This is a genomic window from Georgenia subflava (genome assembly GCF_009193155.1).
GTDB classification, from domain to species: Bacteria; Actinomycetota; Actinomycetes; order Actinomycetales; family Actinomycetaceae; genus Georgenia; species Georgenia subflava.
The window spans coordinates 322047-341391 of record NZ_VUKD01000003.1; the positions used below are offsets into that span (position 1 = coordinate 322047).

Consider the following 19345-nt stretch of genomic DNA (forward strand, 5'->3'; position numbering starts at 1 on the left):
TCGGTCTCCTCCGAGTCGGCCCGGGTGTCGCCGGCGGTGTCCGGCGTCGAGGACCGCCCCGGGAGCCGGTCCCCCCGCGTGGGACGCCGGTGGACGTCGGTCGCGGGGTCGTGGGCGCTTCTCCAGGCACGCAGCTCGTCGATGGTCAGCAGCACGAGCCCCTCCCGGCCGGCGAGCTCGCGGGCGGCGTCGAGGCGCACCATCGTGCCGTCGTCGTGGACGAGCTCCGCGATCGCGGCCACCTCGCCCGCACCTGCCAGGCGGCACAGGTCCACCGCGGCCTCCGTGTGTCCCGGCCTTTCGAGCACGCCGCCGGGCACGGCTCGCAGCGGGAGCACGTGCCCCGGCCGGACGAGGTCGGCGGGCCCGGTCGCCGGGTCCGCCAGGGCGCGCAGCGTCGTGGCGCGGTCGGCGGCCGAGATGCCCGTCGTCACACCGCCGGCGGCATCCACGCTGACCGTGTACGCGGTCCGGCGCGGGTCCTGGGACTCGGCCACCATCAGCGGCAGGTCCAGCGCGTCCGCCCGGGCGCCGGGCAACGGCGCGCACAGGTAGCCGGAGGTGTGGCGGACCGTCCACGCGACCCACCGCTGGTCGGCGGTCGCTGCCGCGAGCACGACGTCCACCTCGTCCTCGCGGTCGCGCGAGTCCGCGACGAGGACCGGCCGACCGGTGCGCAGCGCCGCCAGCGCGTCGGCGAGGGGCGTGGCCGTGGCTGTCGTCGTCATCTCACCGCCCCCGCCGTGAGCCGCTCGAGGTACTTCGCCACCACGTCGACCTCGAGGTTGACCAGGCCGCCGGTGACGAGGGTCCCCAGGGTGGTGACGGCGAGCGTCGTCGGGATCAGGGCGACGCCGAAGCTGTCCTGCGTGACGTGCGTGACCGTCAGCGACACACCCTCGACGGCGATCGAGCCCTTCTCCGCCACGTACCGGGCGAGGGTGGCGGGTACGGCGATCTCGACCTCGTCCCAGCGAGGTCCCGGGGTGCGCCGCAGCACGGTGCCGACGCCGTCGACGTGTCCCTGCACGAGGTGGCCGCCCAGCCGGCCGTCGGCGCGCACGGCGCGCTCGAGGTTGACCGGTGCGCCGGGCCCGAGAGCGCCGAGGGTCGTGCGGGCGAGCGACTCGGGCATGACGTCGGCGGTGAACCCGCCGGCGTGGTGGTCCACGACCGTCAGGCAGACCCCTGCCACGGCGACCGAGTCGCCGTCGCTGAGATCGACCGTCACGGCGGTCGCGGCCACGTGGAGCAGCACGGCGCCGTCGACCTGCTCCCGGTCGCGCACGGTGCCCACCTCCTCGACGAGTCCGGTGAACATCAGCTCTCTCCTTCTGGACGTAACGCGAGGAACAGGTCGTCCCCCAGCCGTTGGGTGCGCACGGTCCGCCAGCGCAGCGCGTCGGCGATCGTGCGGATGCCGAGATCCCCCACGGCGCCGGGGCCGGCGCCGAGCAGGACCGGGGCGACGTAGGCGTGCAGCTCGTCGACCAGGCCGACCTGCAGGGCCGCCGTGAGCACGGTCGGGCCGCCCTCGAGCAGCACGTGCCGGGCGCCGCGGTCGTGGAGCTCGGCCAGGACGGCCGCCAGGTCGCGGGTGGGGCGGTGGAGCCACTCCCCCGGGCCGCGCCGGATCCGGGCGTCGGGCGGTACGGGGCGCTCGCCGACGACTACGCGGAGGGGCTGGTGATCGGCCGGGCCGGAGGCCGTGCGGGCGGTGAGGGCGGGGTCGTCGGCGAGCAGCGTGCCGGTGCCGACGACGATGGCGTCGACGTCGGCGCGAACGGTGTGCGCGTGCGCGCGGGACTCCGTGGAGGTGATCCAGCGGCTGGTGCCGTAGGTCGCAGCGACCCGGCCGTCGAGGGTCGTGGCAGTCTTCGCGACCAGCCACGGCCGCCCGCGCCGTACGGCGGTCGCCCAGCTCGCCGCCACGTCGCGCGCCCGGGCGACGACGACGGGGTCCAGTCCCGCCTCCTCGGCGGTCGAGACGTCGACGCCCGCCGCGCGCAACCACTGGGCGCCGCCGGCGGCACGCGGGTCCGGGTCGGCGACGGCGTGGACGACCCGGGCGAGCCCGGCGGCGTGCAGGGCGTGCGAGCACGGCGGGGTGCGGCCGGTGTGGTGGCACGGCTCGAGCGTGACGACGGCGGTGCCACCGACGAGCGCGCCGCGACTCTCCGGCGGGACCCTTGCGAGCGCGTCGGCCTCGGCGTGGACGGTGCCCGCGCCGCGGTGGCGGCCCACGGCGAGCACCCGGCCGTCGGAGTCCAGGAGCACGCACCCGACCCGCGGGTTGCCGCCCGCGAGCGGGCCTGTCTCGGCGAGCTCGACGGCGCGCGCCATGGCGTCGTTCTCGATGGCCGTGCGCCGGGCCGCGGTGGTGGCCGTCATCTCTCGCTGCTCCTGCCTCTCGGCACGGGCGGCCGGGCGGGAGGGGGCGACGACGAGTGGCGCCACACGACGGACGGGTGTCCGCAGGCGGCGCCACGTGCTTCCTCCCATCCGGACTTTCACCGTCGGTCCCGGAGTTCCACCAGGTCAACCGTCCATCCATTGCGGACGAACGGGTCGCGGACTGTCACCGCCGGCTCGGAATTACACCGACCCCGGAGCACGTGCTGCTCTACGGCCATCGTGCCACACCGCTGCGCTCCCGTCGTGCCCGGTACCGTGACGGGCGTGATGATCTGGCGCGACGGCGTGGTGCGTGGTGTGCGGGCCGCCTGGGACGGTGCGGTCGAGCTCGAGGTGGAGATCACGGGTCCTGCGCCCGGCGCGGCAGGCGCCCCGTCTCCCCTGTCGCCCGGCACTGCGGTCAGCGGCCCGACTCCCCTGTCGCCGGGCACGGCGGTCCGCGCGCTCGCCTATCCGCACCTGGTCGGCGAGCCTGCGGTCGGCGACCGGGTCACGCTCTCCGCCGCGGCGCTCGCCCGCGGGCTGGGCACCGGCGGCTACGCGATGGTCGTCGCGCTGCCCGACGCGCTGCCGCCCGACCCCGGAGCCGGTCCGGGCCACCTCGTCAAGGCCCGGTACACACCGCTCCAGACGATGGTGCTGGGCGTGGACGAGCAGGAGTCCGCGCACCACGAGGTGCTCCGTGAGGCCGACGACCTCGGCGGCATGCCCGTCGTCGTCGCCGATCTCCACTCCGCCCTGCCGGCCGTTCTCGCCGGGATACGGAGCGTCGACCCCGAGCTGCGGGTCGCCTACGTGATGACCGACGGCGGGGCGCTCCCCGCGTGGTTCTCCCGGTCGCTCGCCGGGCTGCGTGACGCGCACTGGCTGGTCGGCTCCGTCACGGTCGGGCAGGCCTTCGGCGGCGACCTCGAGGCGGTCAACGTCCACACCGGGCTGCTCGCCGCCCGCCTGGTTGTCGGAGCGGACGCCGTCGTCGTCGCGCAGGGCCCGGGCAACCTCGGCACGGGCACCCGCTGGGGGTTCTCCGGCACCGCGTGCGGCGAGGCGGTCAACGCCGCCGCCACGCTCGGCGGTGCTCCCGTGGCCTCCCTGCGAGTCTCCGGTGCCGATCCTCGCGAGCGTCACCGAGGCGTCTCGCACCACTCGCTGACGGCCTACGGACGGGTCGCGCTGGCACCGGCGGACGTCGTCGTGCCCCGCTACGACACGGGCGACGCGCTCGAGGCGTCGCTCCCGCCCGGGTTCGGCGACCGGGTCGCCGAGCAGGCTAGGGCGCTCGCCGCCCCGGCGGGCATCCACCGCCTGGTGGAGGTCTCGACCGCCGGCCTCGGGCAGGCGCTCGCGGGCTCGCCGGTACGGCTGTCGACGATGGGGCGCGGGCTGGAGCAGGACCCCGCGGCGTTCCTCGCGGCCGCCGCCGCCGGCGTCCACGCGGCCCGCCTCGCAGGCCGCCCGGTCGGCAACGTGCCGGCCTAGCCGCGGGCCGGTTCGAGGAGCGGAGCCGTGCCGGGCCCTTTCCTACGGGCGCGGCCGCGTGCCGTGGTGACGCCGCATGCCGCAGGTGACGTCACGTGCCGGGGACGGGACGCCTGCCGTGGAGATGGGCTGGCGTGGACGAGACGGCCTGCCGTGGGTGAGACGGCCTGTCGTGGACGAGACGGCCTGCTGCCGCATGCGGTTTCGTCCACGACATGCGTGTTCGTCCCCCGGCGGTGCCGGACCGGCCTTTGCCCGCCGGTTCAGGCCGACGGGCCCTCGTGGAGGGCGACCAGGGTGGCGAGGCGGCTCGCCTCGGCAGCCGCGCGTGCGCCGTCGGCCCGCTGGACGGCCATCACGGCGAGCGTGCCGCCGTCGGAGAGGTCCAGCTGGACCCAGGGCGAGCCGTCGCCGAAGTTCACCGAGACGATCTCGGCCCACTCCACCTCGCGGGTGTGCACGAGGTTGCGGACGACGAGCCCCCGCTCCCCCGGCACGGCACGGACGCCGCCCTGGCGCCACAGGCCCCAGCAGATGCCGGCGGCGATCAGGACCGTTCCGAGCTGGTCTGCCGCGCCGAACGTGACGTTGGCCATCCGCGGCACGGCGATGACGATCACGATCGCCCCGACGACGGTGAGGACGCCCAGGACCAGCGTCACCGCCCGGGCCGACCGGGGCCGGAACGGGGCGTGCAGGTCCTGGTAGTCGCTCATCAGAGGCGGCAGGCGTGGATGGAGGTGACGAGGATGGCCCGCGCGCCGACGTCGTAGAGCTCGTCCATGACCTTGTTCGTGACCTCGCGGCGGACCATCGCCCGGACCGCCACCCAGTTGCCGTCGTGCAGCGGGGAGACCGTCGGCGACTCCAGACCCGGGGTGATGGCGATCGCGCGCTCGGCGTGGGTGACCGGGACGTCGTAGTCCATGAGGACGTACTGCCGGGCCACGAGCACGCCCTGGACGCGCCGGTCGAGGACGTTCAGGCCGTTGGACACCTCGTGCCCGGCGGAGTGGATGAGCACGGCCTCGGAACGCAGGATCGGGTCGCCGAAGGTCTCCAGGCCAGCGGCCCGGAGCGTGGTGCCGGTCTCGACGACGTCGGCCACGAGGTCCGCGATGCCGAGGCGGACGGAGGACTCCACCGCCCCGTCGAGGTGGACCACCTCGGCGTCGATGCCCCGGTCGGCGAGGTAGCTGCCCACCAGGACGTCGTAGCTCGTAGCGACCCGCTTGCCGGCGATCTGGTCGACGGAGGTGATCTGGCCGGCCGGGGCGGCGAACCTGAAGGTGGAGCGGGCGAACCCGAGCCCGCGGTGCTCGACGGCCTCCACCCCGGAGTCCAGCAGCAGGTCACGGCCGGTGATGCCGACGTCCACGGTTCCGGAGCCGACGTAGACGGCGATGTCCCGCGGACGCAGGAAGAAGAACTCGACGTCGTTGGCGGGGTCCGGGAGCACGAGCTCGCGGTTGTCCCGGCGCTGGCGGTAGCCCGCCTCGGTGAGGAGCTGGGAGGCGGGCTCGGACAGGGAGCCCTTGTTGGGCACGGCGATACGCAGCACTGCTAGCTCCTGGGGCGCGGGGCAGGGTCGGACGGGACGGGGCGTACTACAGCGGCGGTGGTCACAGGTGGCGGTAGACGTCCTCGAGCGTGAGCCCGCGCGCGACCATCATCACCTGCAGGTGGTAGAGGAGCTGGCTGATCTCCTCCGCCGCGGCCTCGTCGGACTCGTGCTCGGCGGCCATCCAGACCTCGGCGGCCTCCTCCACGACCTTCTTGCCGATGGCGTGGATCCCCGCGTCGAGCTGTGCGACAGTGCCCGAACCCTCGGGACGGGTGGCGGCCTTGTGCTGCAGCTCGGCGAAGAGCTCCTCGAACGACTTCACGCGGGCCAGCCTAGTTGTTCCCGGCGGGCAGGAACTGGTCGGTCCAGGCGCTGGCCGGGTCGACGTCGCCCTCGAGCAGGCCGTGCTCGTCCAGCAGCTCGACCATCGCCGTCCAGGTGTCGGGGCTGTGGGTCCCGAGCTCGGCGCCGCTGCCGTACAGGGGGACGGTGGCCTCCAACGTCGCCAGCGCGGCGGCCTGGGCGTCCGCGCGGCCGAGGTCGGGCACGTGCGCCGCGGAGAGCTCGACGGCGGCCTGCGGGTCGTCGACGACGTCCTGGACGCCGCGCAGGGTCGCCTCGACCATCGCGGCGACGGCGTCGGGCTGCTCCTCCGCGGTGCCGTCGAGTACCCCGAGGCTGATGCCGACCAGCGGCGCGTCGCCGTCGGCGACCGGGATGCTGCGCACCTCGAGGCCGGCGGCGTCGAAGCGGACGGCGTCGTTGTTGACGAAGCCCATCACCGCGTCGACGTGCCCGGCGGTCAGTGCTGCCTGCTGGGTGTAGCCGATGTGCTCGACCTGGACGTCGTCCTCGGTGAGACCGGCGTCGCCGAGGAGGGCGAGCAGCCCGAAGTAGGTCTCCCCGAACGGCCCCGGGATGCCGACGGTGCGGCCGGCAAGGTCCTCGGCGGCCTCGATGTCGGAGTCTGCCGGCACGATCAGGGCCACCGGGTACTCCTGGTAGAGGGTGGCGATTGACTTCAGCGGGACGTCCTGGGAGCGGGCCTGCAGCATCTCGTCGCCGCCGGCGACGACCACGTCCTCCTCGCCGCCGGCGACGGCCGTGAACAGGCCCTCGCTGGCGCCGTGGTGACGCAGGGTGACGTCGACGCCCGCGTCGTCGTAGTAGCCCTTCTCGAGGGCCACGTAGAAGGGGGCGAACTGGATGTCGGGTGTGTAGGTCAGGCCGATGGTCAGCTCGGCCGCGGGCGCCTCCGGACCCGGGTCCGAGCCAGTCGTGCCGTCTCCCGGGGCCGGGGCGGTGGCACCCGTGGTGGGGGTGCCCTCGGACCCGGCGGCGCAGGCGGCAAGGGTGAGGACACCGGCCGAGAGGACGGCGAGGCGGCGGAGGTAGGACATGGTGCTCCTTCGAGGGTCAGCGCTGCTCGAGGCGGCGCTCGATGAGGTTCAGGACGCCGTAGACGGTCATGGCCAGGACGCACAGGACGACCAGGGCGGAGAACAGGCCGGTGGTGTCGGCGGAGTCGGCGCGCGTCGCCACGAGCATCCCGAGGCCCTGCCCGCCCATGACGAACTCGCCGACGACGGCGCCGGTGACCGAGAGGGTGAAGCCGTTGCGCAGGCCGGTCAGCAGGCTCGGCAGGGCTAGCGGGAGCTCGATGTGGCGCAGGAGGTCCCAGCCGCTCGCGCCGTCGAGCCGGGCGGCGTCGACGACGTCGGGGTCCAGGGTCCGCAGGCCGAGGACCGTGGCGAGCAGGATCGGGAAGAAGACGAGCAGAGCGCACAGCACGACGATCGGGACGAGGCCGTACCCGATCCAGAGCATGAGCAGCGGGGCGAGCGCGACCGCCGGGACGGCCTGCGAGGCTGCGATGTAGGGCTCGAGCGCCGCGGACGCGCGGTGGCTGCGGAAGACGAGATAGCCCAGGGGCAGGGCGACGACGGCCCCCACGAGGCAGCCCAGGGCCGCCTCGACGAGGGTCGGCAGGACGAAGCCGAGCAGGCCGCCGGTCGCCAGGTCTTCGCCCAGGCGCACGGCTACCGCCGTCGGCGCGGGGAGGAAGAACGCCGGGACGGCACCGGAGCGGGCGACCACCTCCCAGACGATCAGCCCGACGAGGCCGAGCAGCAGCGGTGCGGCGACCCGGCGGGGCGCGCGGTGGGGCCGGGCCAGCCGGCTGGGCGCAGGGGTGGGCAGCATCGTCGCGGTCGCGTCACGATGCTCGACGTCGGTGCTCATCTCGTCCCTCCCGGTCGGCACGCTGACCGGGGGCGACGGGCACGGCCGAAAAGCCGTGGCTCGCGCTCGGCGACGCACCGCAGGGGTGCGCGCCGCGTGCTTCCTCCCATCCGGACTATTACCGTCGGTCCTGGAGTTCCACCAGGTCAACCGGCACCTTGCGGTGCGCGGCTCGCGGACTGTCACCGCCGGTTCGGACTCTCACCGACCCCGGAGCACGTGCTTGCTACCCGGGCATCATAACGCGCGGCGCGTGCGGAGGCGGGGCGGCCGGCGGTGAGGTCGGCCACCGGCTGTGGTCAGTGAGCCACCGCGGCTGCTCAGGGGGCAGCCACCGCCTGTGCTCGGGTCAGCCGCGCGGGACGTCCGCGGTGCTCTTGCTGCCCGAGGTCATGATCCGCATCGTCTCGTCGAACTCGGCGGTGACGTCCGAGCTGGCCCGGTGCGTCAGCTTGCTGATGATGATGGCGAGGACCAGGTTGACCACGAAGCCGGGGAGGATCTCGTAGAGGTCGAAGATGCCGCCGTCGATGTTGCCCCACACACCGACGGTGATGGCGCCGGCGACCATGCCGGTCAGGGCGCCAGCGGCGCTGAGTCCACGCCAGTAGAGCGAGAGGATGACGGTCGGGCCGAACGCGGCGCCGAAACCGGCCCAGGCGAAGGCGACGAGCCCCAGGATGGTGTCGTTCTGCGTCCAGGCCATCGCGCCGGCGACGAGGGAGATGACGAGCACGGCGGCACGGCCGAGCATGACCTCCTGGCGGTCCGTCGCGCGTCGCTTCAGAACAGCCTTGAAGAGGTCCTCCACGAGAGCCGACGCGCTGACGATGAGCTGTGACGAGATCGTGCTCATGATCGCGGCCAGGACGGCGGCGAGGATGAAGCCGGCGATCAGGGGGTGGAAGAGGATCTCGCCGAGGACGAGGAAGATCGTCTCCGGGTCCTCGAGCGCGATCCCGTTCTGCTGGACGTAGGCGATGCCGACGAGAGCGGTGGCGATCGCACCGCCGACCGCGAGGATCATCCAGCCGATGCCGATGCGGCGGGCAGACTTGGCCTCCTCCACGGACCGCAGCGCCATGAACCGCACGATGATGTGCGGCTGGCCGAAGTAGCCCAGGCCCCACGCGAGGGCGGAGACGACGACGATCGCGCTCGTACCGGCACCGAGCATCCGGAGGAGGGCCGGGTCGACGTCGCGGATCGTGGCCGCGGCCTCACCGGGACCACCGACGGCGAAGACCCCGACCAGCGGGACGGCGATCAGGGCGAGGAACATCATCGTGCCCTGGACGAAGTCGGTGTAGCTCGCGGCGAGGAACCCGCCGCCGAGGCTGTACAGGACGGTGACGCCGGCGACGATCAGCATGCCCGTGCGGTAGTCCATCCCGAATGAGCTCTCGGCGAACACCCCGCCGGCGACCATCCCGGAGGAGACGTAGAACGTGAAGAAGACGAGGATGATGATCCCGGCCGCGATGCGCAGGAGCCGGGACCTGTCGCGCAGCCGGTTCTCGAAGAAGCTGGGGATGGTGATCGAGTTCGCCGAGACCTGGGTGTAGACGCGTAGTCGCGGCGCGATGAACAGCCAGTTCAGCCACGCGCCGATCGTCAGGCCGACGGCGATCCAGGCCTCCACGAGACCTGTCGCGTAGATCGCACCGGGAAGGCCCATGAGGAGCCAGCCGGACATGTCCGACGCTCCGGCGCTCAGCGCGGCGACCGCTGGCGGGAGGCCGCGACCGCCCAGCATGTACTCGTCGAGCGAGTTGTTCTTCCTGACGAAGTACCAGCCGATGCCCAACATGGCGGCGAAGTAGATGATCAGAGCGAGGATGTTAAACGCCTGGTCGCTCACGGGAGTGCCGTTCTCTAGGGTGCCTGGATCCTCAGCACGGTACTCCACGCGTCCGGAACGGCCTGATCTGTCCGCTTCAGGGGCGGCGGGGTCGGGCCGCGACGGGGGCGGCGAGGTCATGCCGCGACGGGGACCGCGTGGTCATGCCGCGACGGGGGCGGCGAGGTCATGCCACGACGGTCTGCGCTCTGGGAGCGGCAACGTCAGGCCACAGCGATCGTCCGTTACGGGGCGGGCCGAGCCGTGGCGCTCAGTCCGCTCCAGGTAGCGCGGAACGGGCCGAGCAGACTCGGGGGCTGTGTGGGATCAGTGCCTGTGGGCCTCGGTCGCGAGACTTCGCAGAGCGTCGACCTCCGCCGCGGCGTCGTCCGCCTTGTAGACGGCGGACCCGGCGACGAAGACGTTGGCGCCGGCGTCGGCGGCGCGTTCGACGGTGTCGCGGGAGACCCCGCCGTCCACCTGGAGCCACACGTCCAGCCCGGCGGCCGAGATCGCCTCGCGGGTGCGCGTGATCTTCGGCAAGGTCCCATCGATGAAGGACTGGCCACCGAAGCCGGGCTCGACGGTCATCACCAAGATCATGTCGAACTCGGGGAGGAGGTCCAGGTACGGCTCGATGGGGGTCGCGGGGCGCAGGGCGAGGCCCGCGCGCGAGCCCTGGGCTCGGAGGTCGCGCGCCAGCTTGACCGGTGCCGTGGCGGCCTCGGCGTGGAAGGTGACCGAGGCACATCCGGCCTCGGCGTAGGCCGGGGCCCAACGGTCGGGATCCTCGATCATGAGGTGTGCGTCGACCGGCACGGGGCTGACCCGCAGGATCGACTCCACCACGGGCAGACCCAGTGACAGGTTGGGCACGAAGTGGTTGTCCATGACGTCCACGTGCGCGTAGTCCGCGCCGGCAATCTTCGCCAGCTCCCCGCGCAGGTCGGAGAAGTCGGAGTTGAGGATGCTGGGCGAGATGACGATGCTCACGCACGCCAGCCTACTGGGACGACGTGCGCCTGCCCGGGGACGGCGGCTCACCGGTGGCGCAACGACCTGGGGTTTCCGAAGGTGGTGGGCCGCCCGCTGGGCGCCTGACGAGGCGGGTCACCCGCTCGTCGGGTATGGGGCGGCCTGTCCCGCTGGTCACGGACGGGGCGGGCTGTCCCGCGGGTCGCGGACGGGGCGGGCAGCGCCTTGCTGGTCGCGGACGGGGCGGGCAGCGCCTTGCTGGTCGCGGACGGGGCGGGCCGCCATGCTGGTCGCGAGGCGGCAGCCTTGCTGGGCGAGCGCAGGGCGCCCCGCTCGAGGGGAGCTCCGGCCTCCACCCGATGTGGTCAGGAGCTGGTCCGGCGCAGCAGCGCCAGGAACATCGCGTCGGTGCCGTGCAGGTGCGGCCAGAGCTGGACGAACGGGCCGTCACCGAGACCTGGCGGGGGTTCGAGTGCCAGCGAGCTCACGACGGCGACGGCGTCGATCAGCTCGACGTCGTCCCGGTGCCGGAGCGTGTCCTCGACCACGGCTCGTGTCTCGGCGACGTGCGGGGAGCAGGTGACATAGGCGACCACTCCCCCGACACGGGTGGCGCTCAGCGCGGCGTCGAGGAGGTCGCGCTGGAGCGGGCCGAGCTGCGCCAGGTCGGCGAGGCTGCGCCGCCAACGAGACTCCGGCCGGCGTCGTAGCGCCCCCAGCCCGGTGCACGGCGCGTCGACCATGACGCGGTCGAAGGGTCCCTGGCCCGCGTCGGCGATCTCCCGTCCGTCGCCGGTGCGGACCTCGACCGTTCCCGCCGGGACGGCCGCCACGGAGCTGCGCACCAACCGGGCCCGGTGCGGAGCGACCTCGTTGGCGAGGAGGTGCGCGCCGCGTTCGTGTGCCAGCGCACCCAGCAGGGCAGCCTTGCCGCCAGGCCCGGCGCACAGGTCGAGCCACCGTGCGTCTGGGGACGCCGAAGCGGCGTCGTGGGGTCCGAGCGGCGCGGCGTCGTCACGACGGAGCGGTGCGCCGTCGTCGACGCCTCGCGACTCGATGTCTTCGGGGCCGAGCCGTGACGCGCTAGGACCGAGCAGTGCGGCGGCGAGCGCAAGGGCGACGAGCTGGGAGCCCTCGTCCTGGACTCCTGCCGCGGCGCGCCGCACCGACGGCAGCCGTGCCGGGTCGCCCCCGACCGTGAGCAGCGCGTAGGGCGACCAACGACCGCGCGCAGGCGGCTCGCCCGACTCGTTCTCGATCTCGGTGGCGAGACGTGCGGGTTCTACCAGTCCCGGTCGGGCCACGAGCGTCACCCTCGGAGCGAGGTTGTTCGCGGCCAGCACGTCGGGCAGCTCGGCGGCCGGGCGGTCGTTCGCGAGCAGCGACTGCCGGAAAGCGCGGACGATCCACTCGGGGTGGGACGCGGTGGCCGCGAGGCGGGCGACGTCGTCCCCAGATCCGCCGACCTCCTCGAGCCACTGCTCGGGCGATCGCCGGGCCACCGCCCGCAGGACGGCGTTGACGAGTCCGGAGGGGCCCTGCCCGGTGACGGAGCGCGCGAGGCTCACGGTCTCGGACACGGCGGCGTGGGTGGGCACCCGCATGCCGAGGAGCTGATGAGTGCCCAGGCGCAGGAGATCGAGCACCTCGGGGTCGAGCTGGTCGAGCGGGCGGCCGTTGGTGCACCGGGCGATCACGGCGTCGTACCGTCCACGCAGGCGCAGGGTGCCGTAGGTGAGCTCGGTGGCGAAGGCGGCGTCTCGGCCGACGATGCCGCGCTCGCGCAGGAGCGGGGGCAGGACGAGGTTGGCGTAGGCGTCGGAGGCGGCGACCTGCCGGAGCACCTCGTAGGCCGCCTCTCGTGGCGCGTCCGGCTTCTCGCGGCGGGGCCGGTAGCCCGGCCGGCGTCGTGGTGCGCCGCTGCGGGTGCCTCGTCCGCCGTCGCCCCCTCGTCCGTCACCTGAACGGCCGCGTGCGTCTCCGCGCTCCGCTCTCACGACTGTGTGCCCAGGACCGTGGTGTCGTCGAGCCGTGCGCCGCGGGCCCAGGCCTCGGCCGGCATCCAGCTCTTCCCGGCCGGGGCGACCTCGCCGAGAACGACGGCGTGTGAACCGGTGCCGACGAGCACCTCGTGCTTGCTGGCTCGCACCTGACCGGGAGCGAGGTCCGTGACCTCGCTGCGCACGGTCACCGGGCGAAGCTTCAGCCGGGCGCCGTCGGGAAGAGTGGTCCAGGCGCCGGGCGCGGGGGTGCAGCCGCGAACGAGCCGGTCGATCGCGAGGGCAGGGTCGGCCCACCGCACGGCGGCGTCCACCACCTCGAGCTTCGGCGCCAGACTGACTCCCTCCGTAGCCTGTGGCTGGGGTCTGGCGCTCCCCTCGGCGATGGCGTCGAGCACGGCGATCATCAGCCCGGCGCCCGACTCGGACAGGCGGCCCAGCAGATCGCCGGAGGTGTCGCGGGGACGGACGGCTTCGGTGAGGGTGCCGTAGACGGGCCCGGTGTCCAGCCCGGCCTCGAGCTGGAAGACGCTCGCCCCGGTGATCTCGTCGCCGGCGATGACCGCGCGCTGGACCGGCGCTGCGCCGCGCCACGCGGGCAGCAGGGAGAAGTGGAGGTTGACCCAGCCGTGGGTCGGCAGCTCGAGCAGGTGAGCAGGGACCAGACCGCCGTACGCGACGATCGGGGCGACGTCGATCTCCAGCGCGGCCAGCTGCTCGGCGACTCCGTCCTCACGGAGACTGCGCGGCGTCAGGACCTCGATCCCCTCGGTGCGGGCGAGCTCTGCCACCGGGCTCGGGTGAAGGGTGCGACCGCGTCCCCTCCGGGCGTCGGGCCGGGTGAGTACGGCGACGACCTCGTGCTGGGAGGCGAGCAGGGCCTGGAGGGTGGGCAGGGCCACCTCGGGGGTCCCGGCGAAGAGCAGACGCATGGTGCTCGAGTCTATGCGGTGCCTGCCGCGGAGGCCGTGCCGGAACTGTGGCCTGCGAGCTACGTAGCCCAGGAGCTACTACCGGATGCGTCGTGGGCGGCAGGCCCGCACGCTGGAGAGCTCCGCGCCTCGCCCCAGGCGATGTTATGGCCACGCCCGTCAGGCGTCGACGCTTCGGCCCCCAGCCCAGGACCATGAGCGAGATTCCCACAGCCTTGACGCCGGACGAAGTGGATGTCGTACCCCTCGGATAGTGTCCGAACAACAGTCCAACGAGGTGCTGGAGGGGGTGGGTGCGATGGCACAGCCGAGCAAGCCGGTTCGTTCGGGCGTTGCGGAACAGTCGTCGCCGATCGCCCTGGTCGTGGAGGTGCGGACGGCGACGACGCTTCGGCCCCCAGCCCAGGACCATGAGCGAGATTCCCACAGCCTTGACGCCGGACGAAGTGGATGTCGTACCCCTCGGATAGTGTCCGAACAACAGTCCAACGAGGTGCTGGAGGGGGTGGGTGCGATGGCACAGCCGAGCAAGCCGGTTCGTTCGGGCGTTGCGGAACAGTCGTCGCCGCTCGCCCTGGTCGAGGAGGTGCGGACGGCGTCGACGGCGTTGCGCGGTCGGGCTCCGCACTCAGAGGCGAACGGTTGGCAGCACGCTGAGCGTGAGGCCGTGATCGCTGTGCTCGACGGCCTGATCCAGGAGCTGACGCGGTATCGCGGTGGTGTGCTTCTCGCGCACCGTGAGGACGGGCGGTGGGGTTCGGCGCGGGATAGGGACTTCACGGACTGGCGGGCCCGGACCAGCGGGACGGGGCGGGGTTCCGCGATGGGTGAGCTGATGGTCGCCGAGGGTCTCGAGGCGATGCCCGAGGTCGCGGAGGCGGTCGATGCCGGTGAGCTCACGCTGGAGCACGCCAAGGCGTTGTCCCGGCTGCGGGCCGGCGCGTCCGCAGAGGTGAAGGAGGCGTTGGAGAACGGCGCGGCGGGTGAGCTGATCGAGCGGGCCAAGGCCAAGGACCTCACTGCTCCGGAGCTGGCCAAGGCCGCCAAGCAGGTCGCGGCCACGATCGACACGCAGGCCGCCCAGGACTCCTTCGAGGCCACCTGGCGGAGGCGTTCGCTGACCACGGGCAAGACGGCCGGGGGACGGTCCGGGCAGTGGGTCCTGGACGAGATCTCCGGCCGGGTCGTGGAGACGGCGCTCGAGACGATCATGGGCAAGCCCGCGCTGGATGATGAGCGCACGCGCGGGGAGCGCATGGCCGACGCGCTGGTGACCATGTCCTCGCGGGTCCTGACGGTGGGCGCCGACCTCAACGGTGCCCAGGTCCGCCCGCACCTGGCGCTGCTGGTCGATCAGGAGACCTGGGCCGCGGCCCGGCGCCACCTCGGCGAGGTCGATGACACCGTCGCCGCGGCGGTCGAGGCCACCCACGGCACCGGTGCCGCCTTCGGCCTCGGCCCGGACGGGCAGCCGCTGCGGGTCGCCGACCTCGAGGCCGACCGCACGGCCGGGCCGTGCGGTGGACCGGCCGGCGCGGGCGCCGACGGAGCCACCGTGCCCCCGACGGGTGTCGTGGCGGGGAGGACCACCCGGGGCGGCATGGGCGGCTGCGAGGTCACCGCGTTCGGGCGGGCCGCTGTGCCGCGGCTGCCCGATGTGGCTCCGGCTGAGCTCGAGGACGGCACCCTTGTCCCGCTCGGTGAGCTTCAGCGGATCATGTGCGACTGCGAGATGACCCGGATCGTGCTGGACGCCGACTCCGTCCCCCTGGACGTCGGCATGACCCAGCGCACCTACACCAAGGAGCTGCGCCGCGCCGTGACCACGCGGGATCGCCACTGCCAGTGGCCCGGCTGCACCATCAAGGCGTCCTGGACCGAGGTCCATCACGTCATCTGGTACTCCCACAACGGCCCCACCTCGCTCGAGAACGGCATGTGTGCCTGCACGTACCACCACCACGTCATCCACCGAGACCACATCCGCGTGGTACCGCTCGCGGACGGCTTCGCGTTCTACCGCCCGGACGGAACCATGGTCGGGACCACACACCGCCGACCCCGCCGACCCCATCGAGGCAGCACCGCCGGCCAGGCCCCCGCCACCGACGAGCTCACCCCGCCGAGCACCGGCGAGCACGAGCAGCTACTGCGCGACTGGCAACAGGTCGTGAGTAGCAACGGACGGCACCCACCCGAAACGCCACCACCAACCCGGTCCGACGGCACAGCCCTGCCCATTTCGAGCAACCGTGTAGGCGATCCGCCCGATAGGCCCGCGCTCTCCGACCCGCCTGTTGGAGCAGCCCTTGCCAGTCCGCCTGTTGGGTCAGCCCTTGCCGACGCGCGTGGGGGGTCAGCGCCTGCGGGCCCGCGTGCGGGGTCAACGCCTGCCGGTGCGTCTGTGGGGTCACCGGCTGCCAGCCTGCGTGCGGGGTCAGCGCCTGCCGATCCTGGGATGGCAGCGCAAGAGCCGCTACCAGAGGTGAATCGCGTGCCTGACGCTGGTGCACTCTTCACGCGCGAGCCCGCCGCGACGCTCTGGGACGACTCCCTGCTCGAGCAGTCCCCCGAGCCGCCGTTCTGACGTCGATGGCTCATCGACGCATCGGAGTGTCAGCGGCGGCCGAAAGTTGACCTTTGTGCGGCGGTCGAATACCGACCCCCCTCGCTGGTTCGTTTGTAATGTGGCCATTCCAAGGATCGGTGAGGCGGAAGCCCTCGGGCCCGCCGGTCAAGCTGCCCACCTGTCAAGCGACAGCAGATGTCCTGTTGAGCTGCCGTGGTGCAACGACCTGGCCAGGTCGAGCAGACGTGGACGGCGGCCGCGGTTCGCCACCGTGGTTGCGAGATCGAGCTCAGGCCCTCCGGATCGGGAAGCCGAGGTCGTGCAGGTCGGCCCGGAGACGCCGAGCGTCTGTGAACTGCAGCGCGGTCAGGCCCGCGTCGGAGGCGCCGCTGACATTGGCCGGGGAGTCATCGACGAAGACGGTGCTCTCGGCCTTGAGCGCGTGGCGGTCAAGGAGAATCCGGAAGATCTCAGGATCGGGCTTGACGTAGCCCTCCACGCCGGAGACGACGACGTCGTCGAGCAGCTGGATCGCCGGGGCCGCCGGTGCGGCGTGCCGGAAGGTCTCGGCAGACCAGTTGGTCAGACCGAGGAGCCGTACGTCCGCGGCGGCCAGCTCGTCGATGATCTCGGCGGTGCCCGGCATCGGCCCGGTCAGGCTCGCGGCGAAGTTCTCGCAGTACCGGGCCAGGATCTGTGCGTGCCCGGGACGCTCCGGGTGCGCCGCCGAGACGCGGGCGACCGCCTCGGCGTGCGTGAGGCCGCGGTCCATCTCGAGGTTGATCGCCGGGAAGTCGATGGCGTCCGAGAACTCCTGCCACTCGGCGCGGGTCAGCCGGTCGGCAAGGGCGCCGTACGGGTCCCAGCCCACGACGACCTGACCGAGATCGAGGACGAGAGTCAGATCAGTGGTCACCGGCCCATCGTGCCTGCTGGAGCGGAACGCTGCCCGCCCCGTCCAGCAGGTGCAGTCGGCGCGGTCGCAGCCCCCGTGGTGCTGGTGCTGGGTACCTCACCACAGGTCGGGCGGGTCGACCTGGAGGCGCAGCGTTCCCTCCTCCTTGCGGGCCGTCCGGGCGGCGTTGGCGTGCGCGAGCCGTTGGGACAGCAGCCCGCCGAGCCGTCGCTCCACCCGCAGGAGCGCCCGCACATCGCCGTCCTCGACGTCGACCGGCCCGAGGATCTCGAGCCCGTCCAGTGGTTCCAGGTGCGCAAGGAGGGACCGGACAGCAGTCGGCGCGCCCTGCGCGGACGCCATCCGGACCGCGGGCGGGAAGGCGAGGTCGGCACGCTCGGCGAGCTCACGGGCAGCGAACCCTGCCGGGTCCCAACGGACAAGCGCCTGCGCCGGCACCGGCGCGGGCTGACCCAGCAGCATGACCTGTCCGCCGTCGGCGGCACCGCGCACCAGGGCGGCGGCGCCGAGCCAGCGTCGCAACGCCTCCGCCGAGGCCCAGAGCTCCGGGCGGGAGGTCGCAGCGGCACCGTCGAGCAGCAGCGCAGCGGCGTAGCCACCGTTCGCCACGGGCTCCGCCCCTGGGGTGGCCACGACGAGACGGGGACGGTGGTCGACCGTCTCGACCACGCCGTGGCTCGCGGTCGTTCCGGACACGACGACGGGCACGGACGGGAATGCGCGGCCGAGCTCTTCGGCCGTGCGCCCGGACCCCACCCGGACGGCCCGCAGGGCGGTGTGGCGGCAGACCTGGCAGGACCAGTCCACGGCATGGCGCCCGCACCACGAGCACGTCGGCGCGGTCCCCCGCCGGTCCAGGCGCAGCGGACCGTGGCAGGCCGTGCAGCGTGCGGGTTCACGGCATCTGGCGCACGCCACCATGGGCAGGTAGCCACCGCGAGCCACCTGCACCAGCACCGGGCCGGACTCGAGTCCGCGGCGGGCGAGCTCCCAGGCGGGGCGCGGGATGCGCGCCGCCGCCGCGGCGCCCTCACGGGCGAGGTCGACCTCCGTCGGGGCGCTCACGCGTGGGGTCGCTCGACGGACGACCTCGCGGGATGCCTGGACGGGCTGCGCCCAACCCTCCTCGACGAGGAGCTGTCCCTCCGACGAGCGTGCGAAGCCACCCAGCAGGAACGCTGCGCTCTCCTGCTCGGCGCGCAGAGCGAGCACCTGCCGCGCATGCGGATACGGCGTGCGCGGCTCGGCGAGCCGGTCGTCACCGTCGTCGAAGCAGACCAGCAGGCCGAGGTCGTTGACCGGTGCGAACGCGGCCGCCCGCGTGCCCACGACGACGCGCACCTCGCCCAGCAGCACCCGAAGGAAGGCGCGGTACCGGCGCGAGGGGCCGTCGTCGGCGACCAGTCGCACCACAGGCTCCCCGGGGAGCTCGGCCGCCAGTGCGGCCACGACGAGGTCGACCTGCCGAGTGGTGGGCACGACGACGAGGACACCCCGCCCGGAGGCGCGTGTCGCGCGGGCGGCCTGGGCGACGGCGGCCGGCCAGGGTGCGACGTCGCCGGTGACTGCATGCGTGCGCGGCTCCGCTGGACCCGTTGATCCTGCCGGAGTGGCCGCCTCGGTCGGACTCGATGGTCCTGCCGGAGCGGGCTGCTCCGTCGGACGGGTTGGTGCTGCCGGGGTGGGGGGCTCCGTCGGACGGGCTGGTCCTGCCGGCGCGGGCTGCTCCGTCGGACCTGCTGAGCCCTCGGTGCGGGGGTTGGACGGCAGTGCGGTCCAGACGGCGCGAGGGCTCTTCCCGGCGCCGAGGTGGCGAAGGAAGGCGGGCCCACCCGTGTAGGCCGCCCAGGCCTGGCCTGTCGGGGGCTCCACGGGCCGCGACACCAGCGGGGCGGTGCCGTGCTTCTCCAGCACTGCCTTCTCGGTGCTGGCGTGACGTGGCGGCACGGCGAGGCGGACGACGTCCATGAGCGTTCCGGCGTACCGGTCGGCCACCGCGCGGCACAGGCGCAGCACGGCCGGGGAGAGCACGGGCACCGGGGAGACGGCGCGCCGCAGCGGCGCGAGCGACCCGCCGTGGTCGGTGTCCGACCGTCGCTCGATGACGAACGCCGAGCGGTCCTTTCCCGCGAAGCGGACCTGCACGCGCGCCCCGGGCAGCGCCGTGTCGGCCATGGCGGGCGGTACGAGGTAGTCGAAGGGGTGGTCCAGGTGCGGCAGAGGCACGTCCACCATCACCCGCGCGACCGGATCGAGAACGCCGCCGCCGTCGACCGCAGCCGGGGCCCGGGCGGGCAGATCCAGGAGCGCGCCCTGCTCGGGTCGGGAGCCGCTGGTCATGACCTCATCTCACCACGCGACGCAGACGAGCCGATACGCGGCCGTGGACGGCTTCGACCAGATGGTGCGCCCGG

General features: G+C 73.3%; 15 protein-coding genes, 1 pseudogene and 2 riboswitches. Of the genes and pseudogenes, 2 read left to right on the plus strand and 14 right to left on the minus strand.

The features are described 5' to 3' along the window. Positions 1 to 71: 71 nt before the first annotated feature. From ribB to ribD, 3 genes and pseudogenes are all read right to left on the minus strand, one after another. Positions 72 to 728 (minus strand): annotated as a pseudogene (ribB, locus tag GD748_RS11555) (3,4-dihydroxy-2-butanone-4-phosphate synthase); the annotation flags it as partial. Beyond that, a complete protein-coding gene (locus GD748_RS11560) occupies positions 725 to 1321 on the minus strand; it encodes a riboflavin synthase (RefSeq protein WP_152195355.1) in 597 nt (198 codons plus the stop codon). The pseudogene ribB and the gene GD748_RS11560, both read right to left, overlap by 4 nt. After that, positions 1321 to 2391, minus strand: coding sequence for a bifunctional diaminohydroxyphosphoribosylaminopyrimidine deaminase/5-amino-6-(5-phosphoribosylamino)uracil reductase RibD (gene ribD, locus GD748_RS11565; protein WP_226921233.1), 1071 nt, complete (start codon positions 2389 to 2391; stop codon positions 1321 to 1323). Before ribD ends, GD748_RS11560 begins: the two co-directional genes overlap by 1 nt. Positions 2392 to 2484: 93 nt before the next feature. Beyond that, positions 2485 to 2619, minus strand: a riboswitch (FMN riboswitch). 60 nt (positions 2620 to 2679) lie between these two features. On the opposite strand from ribD, the gene GD748_RS11570 reads away from it, so the two are divergent. After that, positions 2680 to 3894, plus strand: a complete 1215-nt coding sequence (locus tag GD748_RS11570; RefSeq protein WP_152195356.1) for a DUF3866 family protein — start codon at positions 2680 to 2682, stop codon at positions 3892 to 3894. A 263-nt stretch (positions 3895 to 4157) separates the two neighbouring features. Here the strand turns inward: GD748_RS11570 and GD748_RS11575 are convergent, their stop codons facing one another. The 9 genes from GD748_RS11575 to fmt form a co-directional block, all read right to left on the minus strand. Continuing rightward, complete coding sequence (locus tag GD748_RS11575) at positions 4158 to 4610, minus strand: PH domain-containing protein (RefSeq protein ID WP_152195357.1); 453 nt, start codon at positions 4608 to 4610, stop codon at positions 4158 to 4160. Further along, positions 4610 to 5455, minus strand: coding sequence for an ATP phosphoribosyltransferase (gene hisG / locus GD748_RS11580; RefSeq protein ID WP_152195358.1), 846 nt, complete (start codon positions 5453 to 5455; stop codon positions 4610 to 4612). The genes GD748_RS11575 and hisG overlap by 1 nt, the downstream gene beginning before the upstream one ends. Positions 5456 to 5516: 61 nt before the next feature. After that, entirely contained in the window at positions 5517 to 5780 is a 264-nt protein-coding gene (locus tag GD748_RS11585) for a phosphoribosyl-ATP diphosphatase (protein WP_152195359.1), read from the minus strand. A gap of 10 nt (positions 5781 to 5790) precedes the next feature. Beyond that, complete coding sequence (locus tag GD748_RS11590; RefSeq protein WP_152195360.1) at positions 5791 to 6858, minus strand: ABC transporter substrate-binding protein; 1068 nt, start codon at positions 6856 to 6858, stop codon at positions 5791 to 5793. A 16-nt stretch (positions 6859 to 6874) separates the two neighbouring features. Further along, entirely contained in the window at positions 6875 to 7699 is an 825-nt protein-coding gene (locus GD748_RS11595) for an ABC transporter permease (RefSeq protein WP_226921235.1), read from the minus strand. A gap of 93 nt (positions 7700 to 7792) precedes the next feature. Continuing rightward, a riboswitch (FMN riboswitch) is annotated at positions 7793 to 7921 on the minus strand. 127 nt (positions 7922 to 8048) lie between these two features. Continuing rightward, on the minus strand, positions 8049 to 9560 hold the full coding sequence (gene putP, locus GD748_RS11600; protein ID WP_152195361.1) for a sodium/proline symporter PutP: 1512 nt from the start codon (positions 9558 to 9560) through the stop codon (positions 8049 to 8051). 306 nt (positions 9561 to 9866) lie between these two features. Further along, positions 9867 to 10532, minus strand: a complete 666-nt coding sequence (gene rpe / locus GD748_RS11605; protein WP_152195362.1) for a ribulose-phosphate 3-epimerase — start codon at positions 10530 to 10532, stop codon at positions 9867 to 9869. Between the two features lie 347 nt (positions 10533 to 10879). After that, positions 10880 to 12562, minus strand: coding sequence for an RsmB/NOP family class I SAM-dependent RNA methyltransferase (locus GD748_RS11610; protein WP_405002685.1), 1683 nt, complete (start codon positions 12560 to 12562; stop codon positions 10880 to 10882). Further along, positions 12508 to 13446 (minus strand): methionyl-tRNA formyltransferase, encoded by a 939-nt coding sequence (fmt, locus tag GD748_RS11615; RefSeq protein WP_152195364.1) that lies wholly within the window; start codon positions 13444 to 13446, stop codon positions 12508 to 12510. The genes GD748_RS11610 and fmt overlap by 55 nt, the downstream gene beginning before the upstream one ends. An 823-nt stretch (positions 13447 to 14269) precedes the next feature. On the opposite strand from fmt, the gene GD748_RS11620 reads away from it, so the two are divergent. Continuing rightward, positions 14270 to 16033 (plus strand): DUF222 domain-containing protein, encoded by a 1764-nt coding sequence (locus GD748_RS11620; protein ID WP_405002680.1) that lies wholly within the window; start codon positions 14270 to 14272, stop codon positions 16031 to 16033. Between the two features lie 271 nt (positions 16034 to 16304). On the opposite strand, the gene GD748_RS11625 is transcribed toward GD748_RS11620, so the two are convergent. After that, entirely contained in the window at positions 16305 to 16931 is a 627-nt protein-coding gene (locus tag GD748_RS11625; RefSeq protein ID WP_152195366.1) for an HAD-IA family hydrolase, read from the minus strand. 96 nt (positions 16932 to 17027) lie between these two features. Then, complete coding sequence (locus tag GD748_RS19945; RefSeq protein WP_152195367.1) at positions 17028 to 19271, minus strand: primosomal protein N'; 2244 nt, start codon at positions 19269 to 19271, stop codon at positions 17028 to 17030. Between the last annotated feature and the right edge of the window lie 74 nt (positions 19272 to 19345).

Coding starts and splice junctions, on each gene's coding strand:
- GD748_RS11560 (WP_152195355.1), bottom strand. CDS start 1,321: ATGTTCACCGGACTCGTCGAGGAGGTGGGCACCGTGCGCGACCGGGAG.
- ribD (WP_226921233.1), bottom strand. CDS start 2,391: ATGACGGCCACCACCGCGGCCCGGCGCACGGCCATCGAGAACGACGCC.
- GD748_RS11575 (WP_152195357.1), bottom strand. CDS start 4,610: ATGAGCGACTACCAGGACCTGCACGCCCCGTTCCGGCCCCGGTCGGCC.
- GD748_RS11590 (WP_152195360.1), bottom strand. CDS start 6,858: ATGTCCTACCTCCGCCGCCTCGCCGTCCTCTCGGCCGGTGTCCTCACC.
- GD748_RS11595 (WP_226921235.1), bottom strand. CDS start 7,699: ATGAGCACCGACGTCGAGCATCGTGACGCGACCGCGACGATGCTGCCC.
- fmt (WP_152195364.1), bottom strand. CDS start 13,446: ATGCGTCTGCTCTTCGCCGGGACCCCCGAGGTGGCCCTGCCCACCCTC.
- GD748_RS11620 (WP_405002680.1), top strand. CDS start 14,270: ATGGGTGAGCTGATGGTCGCCGAGGGTCTCGAGGCGATGCCCGAGGTC.
- GD748_RS19945 (WP_152195367.1), bottom strand. CDS start 19,271: ATGACCAGCGGCTCCCGACCCGAGCAGGGCGCGCTCCTGGATCTGCCC.